This window comes from Bradyrhizobium sp. USDA 4369, assembly GCF_054056435.1.
The window spans coordinates 607,299-619,666 of record NZ_JBSRYH010000001.1; the positions used below are offsets into that span (position 1 = coordinate 607,299).

Genomic DNA, 12,368 nt, shown 5'->3' on the forward strand with positions numbered 1-12,368 from the left:
CCACACGACGGTCATCTCGTCAGACTCTGCGCGCGGCTCCCTTGTGCATTTCTGGACTGCTGTGCAGCCGCGGCATCGTTCCAGACGATCGCCTCCACGCAATTCCCACCAGCACCTGAAACCGATGCTTGGCATTGCGCGAGCGTCGAAAAACATCCCTTCACCGCGGAATCCTTTGCGCAGTATTCGGCGGCTTGTGCCCAGGAGACGCTGATCAGCAATGCGCCGGTCGCACAGAGCGTGGGCACAGCAATCCTGAAGATCGATTTCATATCTTAGTCCTTTTCATCCGCAGTCGGCCAAGTGGATGCTTTCCACTCCGTAGGCGGACAATGCGACGCGTCCGAGCGCGTGATAATTGGGATTGTTGCAAACATCATATTTGGATTCGGTGCATAATCCTCTCCGAGCCGGACCGGCCATCCACCTCGCTGGCTGTCGATCGCCCCGCAGTTTGTATTAAGCGCAACTGGGCACACCGCAGCCGTGCATACATGCGATCCCCGCCTCCAGACGACGGAGTCTCCGAGACACGCCATGCATCAACGACGATTCGCCGCGGGTTCAAGAATCCCAAGAGCCGCCGTCGGGCCGTCATATGGTCTGACGACCGGCGGCTTTTTCACCCGCAAGTCGCGGTGAAATCGGTATGACGGAGAGCTGGAAGCATGCCCCGGGTACCGCCCGGTGCTTTGCAAGAGGGGCGCAGGCGGCTCCTGCATCGACCGCAGCGCCAACCCGCGCATATGCATTTATTGCAATTGCAATCTTTTATTAATGATGCATATCATTAATATCGGTCGCCGAGGATTCGGCCCACGGCACATCGGTGATCTTCAAGCCGGACGCCGGTCTCGAGCCACGGCACACGCAAGCGGGAGGTGCGGCAATAAGGTCGCGGTCGCGCGGCTTTGTGTTGATGGTCGGCGTCACCGATATACTCGCCGGAAGTGTCGATGCGTCGATGACATCCTCAAATGCGATCAGCACCGGGATCATGATCTCGGACGCTTGCATTGACCCACTCTCTTCCGAGAGGTGCAGAAGGGCGGTCTTTTCAGAGACCTCGACGACGTGACCGGCCAGGGTACGCTCCGGTGGACCCTTGATGCCGATAGATACCGGTTGTCCAGCCATGATCCGGCTGGCGCGGCGATCCTCGAAATAGGCAACGACGTAGGCTGTGTCGGATTTGGCATCGATCTGGACGAAGGCGTCGTTCGTCGAAACAAGATCGGTTGTGCGCGCCAGATGATCATAACCGCACCAACCGGCGCATAACAGGGCGACACCGGCACCTGTCGCGTAAACCTGGCGCCGGCGTGCGCGCAATCCAGCAATGGCGCGACGGGCCAGATCAGCCAGGGCGCGGATACCTGTTCTGATCAAGTATGCGGCGCGCGGCCGGTATCGTGATCGTGCGAACATGTGAAAGGCTGCCTTGTAGTTGGAGACATTCGCCCAATATATTGATCGGACGCCGGCCGCGAGTTGGCGGCCACGCGCCGGCAGGATGCCGACGAACTCGCATCAGCTCTTCCTCGGATCAGCTTCGATCCAAAGGCCAATTTGGACGCGCGCTGCTGTTCTGATAAGGCGGGACCGACGAAATGGGTACTTTGGATTTTGCAGATAATGGCTCGCGTTCAGCTTTCTGAGCTTACGGCATTCGTCGCGGTCGCCGAGCGCCTCAGCTTTACCAAGGCGGCCCGAGAGCTCGGAATGGCGTTGCCGACCATCAGTCAGACTGTCAGATCGCTCGAGGAGGATCTCGGGGTCCGGCTCTTCAATCGTACGACACGCAGCGTGGCGCTGACGGAGGCAGGAGAGCGGCTGTTTGCAGAAGTCCTGCCTGTGCTCGAGGGCGTGGGTCAGGCGCTTGAAAGCATCAACCTGTTCCGGGAGAAGCCGATCGGGACTCTGCGTCTCACCGTCGTTCGTCCGTTCGGGTTGAGACAGCTGGCGCCATTGATCCGATCGTTCTCGGCCGAGTATCCTGACATTCGGCTAGAGATCGCTTTGGACGACGCCAACGTCGATATCGTCAAACATCGCTTCGATGCGGGTATTCGTGTCGGCAGCGGCGTGGGACGGGACATGAAGATCGTGCGTATGCTCGATGACTTTGCTCTGCTGACCGTGGCATCGCCAAACTACTTGTCGAGGCATCCGGAGCCCTTGAGTCCCGGCGATCTACTTCGTCACAACTGCCTTAAATACAGATCGCCAGGCGAAAATTCGATCCATCAGTGGACCTTGAGCGACGGTCGTCAGAAAATGGACGTCCCCGTCGAAGGGTCTCTTGTCGTGAACGACCTTGATCTTCTGGTGGAGGCGGCCTTGAACGGCGTCGGTATCGCCTATTTGCCAAGACCGATGATCGAGACCCATTTGGCTGAAGGGCGATTGGTGCATGTCCTGCCGCGCTGGGAGTATATGATGCCAGGCATTTTCCTGTTTCACCCAAGCCGGCGCCAGGTGCCCGTACCGCTGCAGGTGTTTGTGAAATTCATACAGAAGTGGCGAAAGACGCTGTCGGTCGGCGTCCACCAACCACCTTAGACCTCGGCTGACTTGGTCGACGCGGTCAGCATCGCCGACCACTCGGGCCATGGTGACCAGGCGCAGCTCAGTTGCCGGGGCCGCTTCGGCCGTTCACCGAGCCGAGCCCGCGCGGCGACGGTGCCTCCGACCCGTGATGGGATTATCGTTTTCATCCGGTTCGCGATAGACTGCCCTCTTCCGCCATCAGAAAGTCCCCTCCTCCATGCGAACCAATTCCCTGCAGAGCAAAGATATCGCCCACCAGATCCATCCCGCGACCAATCTGAGGCGGCACGAACGCCTCGGCCCGATCGTCATCGATCGCGGCTCCGGCATCTATGTCTACGACGACGAGGGGCGCGAATATATCGAGGGCCTCGCCGGGCTGTGGAGCGTGGGCGTCGGCTTCGGCGAGAAGCGCCTGGTCGAAGCCGCGACACGCCAGATGGCCAAGCTGCCCTATTACCACATCTTCGCGCACAAGACGCATGAGCCCTCGACCCTGCTGGCCGAAAAGCTGGTGTCGATGGCGCCTGCCAACCTGAAGCACGTGTTCTTCACGAGCTCCGGCGGCGAAGCCAACGATTCCGCCATCAAGTTCGTCTGGTACTACAACAACGCGCTCGGCCGGCCCGACAAGAAGAAGTTCATCGCCCGCCAGGGCGGCTATCACGGCATCACGATCGCCGCCGGCAGCCTCACCGGCCTGCAGGCCAATCAGCGCGGCTTCGACCTGCCGCTGCCGTTCGCCAAGCACCTCACCTGCCCGCATTACTACCGCTTCGGCCTGCCCGGCGAGAGCGAGGAGGCGTTCACCGAGCGGCTGGCCAAGGAACTCGAGGACCTGATCCTCAGCGAGGGCCCGGATACGGTCGCGGCCTTCATCGGCGAGCCGCTGATGGGCGCCGGCGGCGTGATCGTTCCGCCGGTGAATTACTGGCAGCGCATCCAGGAGGTCTGCCGCAAATACGATGTGCTGGTGATCGCCGACGAGGTGATCAACGGCTTCGGCCGGCTCGGCACCCTGTTCGGCTGCGACACGTTCGGCATCAGGCCGGACATCCTGGTCTGCTCCAAGCAGATCACCTCGTCCTACCAGCCGCTCGCCGCGGTGCTGATCAGCGACGAGATGTACCAGGCGATGGCCGACCAGTCCGACCGGCTCGGCACCTTCGGCCACGGCTATACGGCGAGCGCCCACCCGGTCGCGACCGCCGTCGCGCTGGAGAACCTGGCGATCATCGAGGAGCGCAACCTGGTCGCCAATGCGGCCGAGGTCGGTGCGCACCTGCATGCGGGGCTGTCGCGTTTTGCCGATCATCCGCTGGTCGGCGAGGTCCGCGGCCGCGGCCTCATCGCTGCCGTCGAGCTGGTTGCCGACAAGGCGACGAAGGCCCGCTTCGACCCGGTCGGCAAGGTCGGACTGAAGTTCTTCGATCGCGCCCATCAGCACGGCCTGATCATCCGCAACGTCGGCGACAGCATCGCGATCTGTCCGCCGATGATCATCACCGCCGCGCAGGTCGACGAACTGCTGAAGCGCTTCAAGGCGACGCTCGACGACATCACCGACTGGGTCAACGCCGGCATGCCGGAGGCCTGACCCCTCGCCTGCGTGTGCCTTGGTCCCTTCGCCGGCGAAGGCGCACGCCCCTCATTCGAGCGCGGTCCTCGACGCCCAGATCATTCAGCGCTGAGGGCCGAGCCGCGTCGCGGCATCCGGCCCTCAGAAGTCTGCGACCTTCGTCGCCCCATGGCGCGCAAAGCGCCCGGGGGCGTAAGGCTTGGGATCGACGATCGGCGTGGCAGCGGTGAGGAGGTCGGCGATGAGGTGACCGGCACCGGGTCCGATGCCGAAGCCGTGGCCGCTGAAGCCCGCGGCCACGATCAGGCCGGGCATGGCAGCCAATTCGCCGATCACCGGCACGCCGTCCGGCGTGGAGTCGATATAGCTCGCCCAGGTCGCCGTGACCTTGCTCTGTTTCAACGCCGGCAGCAGCTCCAGGGCGCGTTGATGGGTGAGGCGGATGGTCGCCTGATCCGGGGTTGGATCGAGAATGCGCGTGGACTCCATCGGCGTCGGCGCATCGAGCCGCCAGCGCCCAAGCGTCTCGTGCCCCATTCTCAGCCCTTCGAAGCCGCCCGGCAGCAGGCTGCGCCAGCGTTTGGCGAACATCGGCAGGAAATGTTGCGCGAAGCGTAGCTGCTGCAGGGTCGGATCGACGCGGCCGCGGCCGCTGATGGCCAGCGTATGGCCGCCATCGCCGCGCCTCGTGATCGAGACCGCGGCGGTGTGCAGCGCCGGCGGCAGCGGCTCCGCGGACGGCGACAAGGCAAGCGCCGAGGCGCGGATCGAGGCAATGGGGAGCGCGACGCCGAGCTGATGGCAGAACGATGAGGCCCAGGCGCCGGCCGCAAGCACCGCGGTCGGCGTGCGGATCGTACCGCGCTCGGTGACGACGGCGGAGAGCCGGCCGCCACTGGTCTCGACGCCGCGCACGGCGCACATCTGGTGCACCGAGCCACCCTGCTTCAGGATCGCGCGCGCTACGGCGGGCGCAGCATCGGCGGGACTTGCGGTGCCGTCGGTCGGCGAGAACACGCCGCCCTTCCAACTGCGCCCAGTGGCCGCGCCGCGCGCGGTGGCTTTGCGGCTGTCCAGCATGTGCGAGGTGACGCCAGCGGTCCTGGCAAACTCGCCCCAGCGCGCCCAACCCGCGAGCTCAGCTTCGTCATTGCTGAGATAGAGCAGGCCACAGCGCGAGAAGCCGGTCGCCTCGCCGCTCTCGGCGGCGAAGCGTTCCCACAGATCGAGGCTGAGCGTTGCCATCGGCAGCTCGCGCGCGTCGCGGTTCTGCTGCCGGCACCAGCCCCAGTTGCGGCTGGACTGCTCGGCGCCGATGCGGCCCTTCTCGATGAGGGCGACCGCAAGCCCGCGCCGCACGAGCTCATAGGCCGTGAACACGCCGACGATGCCGCCGCCGATGACCACGGCATCTGCACGCTCAGGCAGCGTAGGGGATGTTTCGACGTGCACCAATGGTGCGGGCATGCGGCGTCTCCGGCTCTCGGCTGTTCACAGGTTACAGCGGTATCGGGCACGGCGGGCGCCGGATTTGGCAGCCGGACGGCATTTGATTCTGCTGACCACCACCCCGCCGGTGCATTGTTTTGCATTGCATAATTTGAATGATCGCGGCCCCATTCTTGCTTCACGGACATTCCGATGGCTCCATGGCAGCATTTTCTGCTGTAATGGGCCCGCACGCATCGCCACACGGGATCCCGGCCTCATGAAGCTCGATCGCATCGACATCAAGATCCTGCACGAACTGCAGAAGAACGGCCGCGTCACCAATGTCGAGCTGGCCGAGCTGGTCAACCTGTCGCCCAGCCCCTGTCTGATGCGGGTAAAGAAGCTTCAGGCCGAGGGCTACATCGAGGGCTATTCGGCGCAGATCTGCGTCTCCAAGCTCGGCCAGACGCTGACCGTGTTCACCGAGGTGACCCTGAAGAACCATCGCCAGATCGACTTCGCCCGCTTTCTCGCCGCAGTGGAGAAGATCGACCAGGTGATCGAGTGTCATCTCGTCTCTGGCGGCTACGACTACATGATGAAGTTCGTCACGGCGGGGATCGGCGAGTATCAGACCATCATGGAGCGGCTGACCGATATGGACATCGGCATCGAGAAATATTTCAGCTTCGTCGTGCTGAAGTCGCCGATCGTCAAACCCTATCTGCCGCTGACCAGCCTGTTCCAGATGTAGACCCGCCATCAGCGCTGGCAATAAGCGCGCACCTGGTCGGGATCCTGGCGAAGATTGTCGAGCCAGGCAGGATCGAGCTTCGGCACCGAGGACAGCAGAAGCTGCGTATAGGGATGCTCCGGCCGCGCCATGGCCTCGGGCGAGATCTGCTCGATCTTGCGGCCGCGATACATCACGACGATGTCGTCGCAGATCGCCTCGACCACCGACAGGTCGTGGCTGATGAAGACATAAGCGAGATCGAGCTCGCGCTGCAGCTCTTTCAATAGATCGATGATTGCGGCGGCGACGACGGTGTCGAGCGCCGAGGTGATCTCGTCGCAGACGATCAGCTTGGGATCAGCCGCCAGCGCGCGGGCGAAGTTGACTCGCTGCTTCTGACCGCCCGAGAGTTCGGCCGGACGCCGCAGCCGCAAGCTCCGCGGCAACTTCACCATATCGAGCAGCTGGTCGATCCGCGCGCTGCGCGGCTTGCGCGCCATGCCGTGATAGAAGGTCAGCGGGCGGCCGAGAATGTCCTCGACGGTCTGCGCCGGATTGAGCGCCGTATCGGCATGCTGGAACACGATCTGCAATTGGCGCAGTTGGTCCGCGCTGCGGCTACGCGCGCTGCGTGCGAGCTCGCGGCCGTCGAACACGACGCCGCCGGCGAAAGGCGGCAGGATGCCGGCGATGGCGCGGGCCAGCGTCGACTTGCCGCAGCCGGATTCGCCGATGATGCCAAGATTGCGCCCGCGCGCGACGCGCAGGCTGACGTTCTCGACCGCCACGATCGCAGGCTGGCCGTCCGAGCGCAGCGGACCATAGCCGACCGACACCTCATGAACCTCGAGCAGCGCCTCGGCCGCGGTGGGACCGGTCACTGCAGGCCGCGGCGCGTGGTGCGGCGTCACGGCGGCGAGCAGTTGCTGCGTATAGGGGTGCCGCGCGCGCGCGAGAATATCGTGGGTCGCTCCGGATTCCTGCACCTCGCCGTTCCGCAGCACTACGATGCGGTCGGCGATCTGGGCCACGACCGCGAGATCATGCGAGACATAGATGCCGGCGATGCGGTGCGCCGAAATCACCGATTTGAAGGCTCTGAGTACCTCCACCTGCGTCGTCACATCGAGTGCCGTGGTCGGCTCGTCGAAGATCAGGAGTTTGGGATTCGCGATCAAAGCCATGGCCGCCGCCAGCCGCTGCAGCTGGCCGCCGGACACCTGATGCGGATAGCGATCGCCGATCGTCTCGGGATTGGGCAGCGACAGCGCGCGGAACAGCGTCACCGCCTTGGCACGCGCCCCCTCCAGCGGCATCACGCCGTGGATGCGCACGACCTCGATGACCTGGTCCATGATCCGGATCGCCGGATTGAACGCCGCGGCCGCGCTCTGCGGCACATACGCGATCTTCGCGCCGCGCACGGCCGCCCTGTCCTTTTCGGACAGCGCCACCATGTCGACGCCGTCGACCGCGACCGCGCCACCGACGATCCTGCAGCCGGCGCGCGCATAGCCCATCAGGGTCATCGCGATGGTCGTCTTGCCGGAGCCGCTCTCGCCGATCAACGCGACGATCTCGCCCTCGGCGATGTCGAGATCGACGCCCTTGATGATCTCGATGGTACGGCCGGAATCCGTGCTCGCCTCGACGCGAAGACCGCGGATCTCAACGAGGCTCGTCATCTAGGAGGGCTCCCGGTCGCGGATCTTGGTCGGCAAATTATCGATCAGGAGGTTGACGGCGATGGTCAGGCTGGCAATCGCCAGCGACGGAACAATCACGGCCGGCGCGGCATAGGGCAAACCGCCGATGTTCTCACGCACCAGCGCGCCCCAATCGGCATAGGGCGGCTTGACGCCGAGGCCGAGGAAGGACAGCCCCGACAGCAGCAGCACGATGAAGACGAAACGCAAGCCGAGATCGACCAGCACGGGACCGATGATGTTGGGCAGGATCTCCGCCCGGATCAGATAGAACAGGCTCTCGCCGCGGATGCGGGCGACCACGACGAAATCCATGGTGTTGATGTTGACCGCAAGCGCGCGGGCGAAGCGGAAGGCGCCAGGGATGTAAATCACCGCCATCGTCACGATGAGAACGGGAATCGACGATCCCACCGCGGCGACGACGACGAGGCTGAACAGCTTGCTCGGGATCGAGTTCAGCGCATCGAGAAACCGGCTCAGCACCATATCGACGACGCCGCCGGTGATCGCCGCGATCATGCCGAGCATGACGCCCGACACGCCGGCGATGATGACGGAGGCTATCGAAATGCCGAGCGTATATCTGGCGCCCATCAGGATGCGCGAGGTCATGTCACGGCCGAGATAGTCGGAGCCGAGCCAGAGTTCGCGGCTGATCGGGCCGAAATAGTCGGTGTCGACGATGTCGCCGATCGGATGCGGAACGATCGCGGGCGCGGCGAGCGCAACCACGATCCAGAATCCCACGACCAGCGCCCCGGCCACGCCGACCGCATTGATGCGGTAGCCAAATCGCTGATGGCGCGGAGCGGATTTCGCGACGCGGGTCATCGCAGCCTCGGATTGGAGAGGATGGCGATGATGTCGGCCGTGGTGGTCAGGAACAGGTAGCCGAAGCAGAAGATGATGGCACAGCTCTGGATCAGCGGCAGATCGCGGGTCGACACCGCGTCGACCATCAGCTTGGCGATGCCAGGATAGTTGAAGACGGTCTCGACAATGATGACGCCACCAAGGAGATAGGACAATGACAGCGCCACCGCATTCACGATCGGACCGAGCGCATTGGGCAGCGCGTGGTGAAAGACGAGCCGGCCGCGCGAGGCGCCCTTCAGCAGCGCCATCTCGACATAGGGCGTGTTCAGCGTCTCGATCACGGCCGCCCGGCTCATCCGGATCATCTGCGCCGAGATCACGACCGTGAGCGTGACGACCGGCATCGCATAAGCGCGCGCGAAATCATAGCCGGTGCGGATCTCGCTAGTGAAGGACACCGCCGGCAGCCAGTTGAGATAGACCGCAAACAGCAGCACGGCGAGCGTCGCGATCATGAACTCCGGAACAGAAACCACGCCGATGATCGCGATGGTGAGGCAGCGGTCATACAGCGTGTTGCGCAGCATTGCCGCGGTGATGCCGAGCGTCAGCGCCAACGGCACCGAGATGACCGCTGTGAGGCCGGCGAGCTTGAGGGTGTTGACGAGCCGTCCTGATATCAGCTTGGCGACCGGCATGTTGTTGGCGTAGGAGACGCCGAGGTCACCATGCACAACGCCGGCGAGCCAGCGCAGGAAGCGGAAGATCGCGGGATCGTCGAGATGCATCGCCTTGCGCAGCCCTTCGACGGCTTCCGGCGTCGCCGCCTGGCCGAGCAGGATGGTCGCGGTGTCGCCGGGCAGCATGGCGGTGGCGAAGAACACGGCGAATGAAACAATGATCGCGGTGACCAGTGCGATGGCCAACCGGGCAAGGACAAGTGAGGCGATCCGATGTTTCACACTGGGCGTCCGTGAGCCTGATCAGAGGATGTTGGTCACTTGGACGCCGGCCTCAACGCCGGCGGCCAGCGTCTCTGACATTCACGAATCGAGCCAGACATATTCAGCAAAGGCATATCCCATCATGCCGCCGAGCGGGCTCGGCTCCAAGCCCTTCAGCTTGGACGAGGTGGCATCGATATTGGAGATATAGGCCGGAATGATGGTGCCCGCCTGCTCCGCGATCATGACCTGCATCTCGGCATACATCTGCTTGCGCTTGGCCTGGTCGAGCATCCCACGTGCCTCGAGCATCATCTTGTCGAACGTCTCGGACTTGTAGCGGCTCTCGTTCCAAGGCGCCTCGGAGGCGTAGAGCAGCGAGAACAGGATGTCCGGCGTCGGCCGCGGATTGATGTTGCCGAAATGGACCGGCGCCTTCAGCCAGTAATTGTCCCAATAGCCGTCCGACGGGACACGTTGCACGTCGAGCGTCAGTCCAATCGCCGCGGCCGAGGCCTGGATCACCATCGCCATCTCGATCGCGGAGTTCGCAGCTTCCGATGCGACCACCGGGATCGGCGTACCGAGCACGCCGGCCTTCTGGAACAGGAATTTCGCCTTGTCGGGATCGAACGGCTTCGGCTTGAGGTCGGGATTGTGGAAGAAGTTGGCCGGCGAGACCGGCTGATCGTTGCCGACGACCCCGAAGCCGCGCAAGACCGATTTGACGATCTGCTCGCGGTTGACGATGTGCTTCATGCCATCGATGAAGTCCTTCTTGTTGCCCGGGGCCATATCGAGCCGCATATTGAGATCGGTGTAGTTGCCGGTCGTCGATTTCGACAGCGCGATCCCCTCCTTGCCCTCGATCAGCCGGAGCGAACGCGGATTGATGCTGGCCGCGAGCTGAATATCGCCGGACAGCAGCGCGTTCACGCGCGCATTCTCTTCCGTGATCGCGATGAACTCGATCTGGTCGAGATAGGGACCGTCCTTGAAATAGTTCTTGTTACGCACGCCAATCGAGCGCACGCCGGGTTCGAAGACCTCGCGGACGAATGCGCCGGTACCGTTCGCCTTGGAAAAGTCGGTGGTGCCGTCGGCCACGATCATGAAGTGATGCAGCGCGAGGATCATCGGCAGGTCAGCGTTCGGACTCGCCAAGCTGATCTCGACGGTGTTCTTGTCGACCGCCTTGAGGCCGGTCATCTGCGCCGCGATCTTGGCTACCTTGGAACCGGTCGCCTTGTCGAGGTGCCGCTTCAGCGAGAACACGACGTCGTCAGCCGTCAACGGCTTGCCATCGTGGAAGGTGATGCTCTTCTTGAGCTTGACCGTCCAGGTCTGCGCATCCGTCGACTCCACGGCTTCGGCGAGCTCCATCTGCGCCGCGCCGTTCTTGTCCAGTGTCGTCAGCCGATTGTAGAACGAGCAGCAGCGGACATAGTCGGTCGAGAACGAGGCCTTGGCCGGATCGAGCGTGTCGGCGGTCGAGGTCGACCATCCCGCCGCCTTGATCGACCCGCCCTTCTTCGGCGTTGCCGCGTAAGCGGGCTCGGCGCGGCCGAGGATGGTGCTGCCGGCAGCGAGCGCGACGCCATTGGCGAACATCATCTTCAGGAGATCCCGGCGCGACGCGCCGCGCCGGATCGCCGCCTCAACCAGCCCATCATCGCTCGCAGTCCAGTTGGTGATCCCGTTGCTCATGTCATCCGTCCCCTGTTCGCGATCCGGCAGAATGAAATCGTCAGCAGTTCGTCATGTCGCAGGCAAGTGATCCACCGCGTCGGCCAGCTCGGCCATCGAGTGGAAATGAAAATCCGGCTTCGTGAAGGACGCGGGCGCGATGGTGCCGCCATAGCCCTGCTTGTCGTGACGCCGCTCGATCCAGCAATTGGTGATGCCGAGCTGCCGGGAGATGCCGATGTCGTGATACTGGCTCTGCGCGACATGCAGGATCTGCGAGGTGGTGCCGCCGTCGCGTGCGACGAAGTCGAATACCTGGGTGAAGAAGGCGGGATCCGGCTTTTCCGTCCCGGTGTCGTCGACCGTGAAGGTCGCGTAGAACGGCGAGCCCAGCTCGCGCTCGAAATGGTCCAGCGCCCAGCGCCGCGCATTGGTCATCGCGATGAGCTTGTAACACTTGGCGAGGCGGGCCATGGCCGCGGCGCTGTCGGGAAACGCCTTCCAGCGCGCGGCCGAATCGCGGAAGCGCTCGCCCAGCGCGGTCTGTCTGGGCAGACCGAGTTGCGGCGCAATGACGTCATAGACGCGCACCAGATCATCCGGGAAACGATCCGCGTCGGCGGCGTAGCGCGCAGCGCGGTACAGGCTGAGCGCCTGCTCACCATCGATGACCTTGCTGGATTCCGCCGCGATGTCGCCGAGGCTGATGACGATCCCGCCTTCGAAGTCGATCAGCGTGCCGACCACATCGAAGGTCAGATACCTGAATTGGGCGAGATCCATCGTGCTCATCCGGGAGTGCGGTGCTCTTATGTGGTGGTCCCAGTGTGAGGCCGGGTTCCGGCGAAAACTTCCGAATTGCGGGGACCCCACGGCACAAAATTGCGAATAGGAGCGGGCGCCGACATATCGCCGCT

The 12,368-nt window shown here is 63.6% G+C and carries 11 protein-coding genes; 3 read left to right on the forward strand and 8 right to left on the reverse strand.

Going from position 1 to position 12,368, the window contains the following annotated elements:
- Positions 1-11 precede the first annotated feature (11 nt).
- Together ACVIJ6_RS02815 and ACVIJ6_RS02820 are read right to left on the reverse strand one after the other, a co-directional pair.
- Positions 12-272: a hypothetical protein gene (locus tag ACVIJ6_RS02815; protein ID WP_456771395.1), complete on the reverse strand. Its 261-nt coding sequence runs from the start codon at positions 270-272 to the stop codon at positions 12-14.
- A gap of 502 nt (positions 273-774) precedes the next feature.
- A complete protein-coding gene (locus tag ACVIJ6_RS02820) occupies positions 775-1,428 on the reverse strand; it encodes a hypothetical protein (protein ID WP_456771396.1) in 654 nt (217 codons plus the stop codon).
- 63 nt (positions 1,429-1,491) lie between these two features.
- Between ACVIJ6_RS02820 and ACVIJ6_RS02825 the strand changes: the two genes are divergently transcribed.
- Together ACVIJ6_RS02825 and ACVIJ6_RS02830 are read left to right on the forward strand one after the other, a co-directional pair.
- Positions 1,492-2,562 (forward strand): LysR family transcriptional regulator, encoded by a 1,071-nt coding sequence (locus ACVIJ6_RS02825; protein WP_456771397.1) that lies wholly within the window; start codon positions 1,492-1,494, stop codon positions 2,560-2,562.
- Positions 2,563-2,767: 205 nt separating this feature from the next.
- Positions 2,768-4,147, forward strand: a complete 1,380-nt coding sequence (locus ACVIJ6_RS02830) for an aspartate aminotransferase family protein (protein WP_456771398.1) — start codon at positions 2,768-2,770, stop codon at positions 4,145-4,147.
- 123 nt (positions 4,148-4,270) lie between these two features.
- Here ACVIJ6_RS02830 and ACVIJ6_RS02835 read toward each other — a convergent pair whose 3' ends face one another.
- Positions 4,271-5,596, reverse strand: a complete 1,326-nt coding sequence (locus tag ACVIJ6_RS02835) for an NAD(P)/FAD-dependent oxidoreductase (RefSeq protein ID WP_456771399.1) — start codon at positions 5,594-5,596, stop codon at positions 4,271-4,273.
- 241 nt (positions 5,597-5,837) lie between these two features.
- On the opposite strand from ACVIJ6_RS02835, the gene ACVIJ6_RS02840 reads away from it, so the two are divergent.
- Positions 5,838-6,314: an Lrp/AsnC family transcriptional regulator gene (locus ACVIJ6_RS02840; RefSeq protein ID WP_041750504.1), complete on the forward strand. Its 477-nt coding sequence runs from the start codon at positions 5,838-5,840 to the stop codon at positions 6,312-6,314.
- An 8-nt stretch (positions 6,315-6,322) separates the two neighbouring features.
- Here the strand turns inward: ACVIJ6_RS02840 and ACVIJ6_RS02845 are convergent, their stop codons facing one another.
- From ACVIJ6_RS02845 to ACVIJ6_RS02865, 5 genes are all read right to left on the reverse strand, one after another.
- Positions 6,323-7,981: an ABC transporter ATP-binding protein gene (locus tag ACVIJ6_RS02845; protein WP_456771400.1), complete on the reverse strand. Its 1,659-nt coding sequence runs from the start codon at positions 7,979-7,981 to the stop codon at positions 6,323-6,325.
- On the reverse strand, positions 7,982-8,836 hold the full coding sequence (locus tag ACVIJ6_RS02850; protein ID WP_456771401.1) for an ABC transporter permease: 855 nt from the start codon (positions 8,834-8,836) through the stop codon (positions 7,982-7,984). It lies immediately after the preceding gene.
- Entirely contained in the window at positions 8,833-9,783 is a 951-nt protein-coding gene (locus ACVIJ6_RS02855; protein WP_456771402.1) for an ABC transporter permease, read from the reverse strand. Before ACVIJ6_RS02855 ends, ACVIJ6_RS02850 begins: the two co-directional genes overlap by 4 nt.
- Positions 9,784-9,864: 81 nt before the next feature.
- A complete protein-coding gene (locus tag ACVIJ6_RS02860; RefSeq protein WP_456771403.1) occupies positions 9,865-11,472 on the reverse strand; it encodes an ABC transporter substrate-binding protein in 1,608 nt (535 codons plus the stop codon).
- Positions 11,473-11,523: 51 nt separating this feature from the next.
- On the reverse strand, positions 11,524-12,243 hold the full coding sequence (locus ACVIJ6_RS02865; RefSeq protein WP_456771404.1) for an HAD-IA family hydrolase: 720 nt from the start codon (positions 12,241-12,243) through the stop codon (positions 11,524-11,526).
- Between the last annotated feature and the right edge of the window lie 125 nt (positions 12,244-12,368).

What these genes read in the sequence shown, in the direction of transcription:
- ACVIJ6_RS02820 (WP_456771396.1), bottom strand. Translation starts at nt 1,428, where the DNA reads ATGTTCGCACGATCACGATACCGGCCGCGCGCCGCATACTTGATCAGA.
- ACVIJ6_RS02845 (WP_456771400.1), bottom strand. Translation starts at nt 7,981, where the DNA reads ATGACGAGCCTCGTTGAGATCCGCGGTCTTCGCGTCGAGGCGAGCACG.
- ACVIJ6_RS02840 (WP_041750504.1), top strand. Translation starts at nt 5,838, where the DNA reads ATGAAGCTCGATCGCATCGACATCAAGATCCTGCACGAACTGCAGAAG.
- ACVIJ6_RS02860 (WP_456771403.1), bottom strand. Translation starts at nt 11,472, where the DNA reads ATGAGCAACGGGATCACCAACTGGACTGCGAGCGATGATGGGCTGGTT.
- ACVIJ6_RS02815 (WP_456771395.1), bottom strand. Translation starts at nt 272, where the DNA reads ATGAAATCGATCTTCAGGATTGCTGTGCCCACGCTCTGTGCGACCGGC.
- ACVIJ6_RS02850 (WP_456771401.1), bottom strand. Translation starts at nt 8,836, where the DNA reads ATGACCCGCGTCGCGAAATCCGCTCCGCGCCATCAGCGATTTGGCTAC.
- ACVIJ6_RS02865 (WP_456771404.1), bottom strand. Translation starts at nt 12,243, where the DNA reads ATGAGCACGATGGATCTCGCCCAATTCAGGTATCTGACCTTCGATGTG.
- ACVIJ6_RS02830 (WP_456771398.1), top strand. Translation starts at nt 2,768, where the DNA reads ATGCGAACCAATTCCCTGCAGAGCAAAGATATCGCCCACCAGATCCAT.
- ACVIJ6_RS02835 (WP_456771399.1), bottom strand. Translation starts at nt 5,596, where the DNA reads ATGCCCGCACCATTGGTGCACGTCGAAACATCCCCTACGCTGCCTGAG.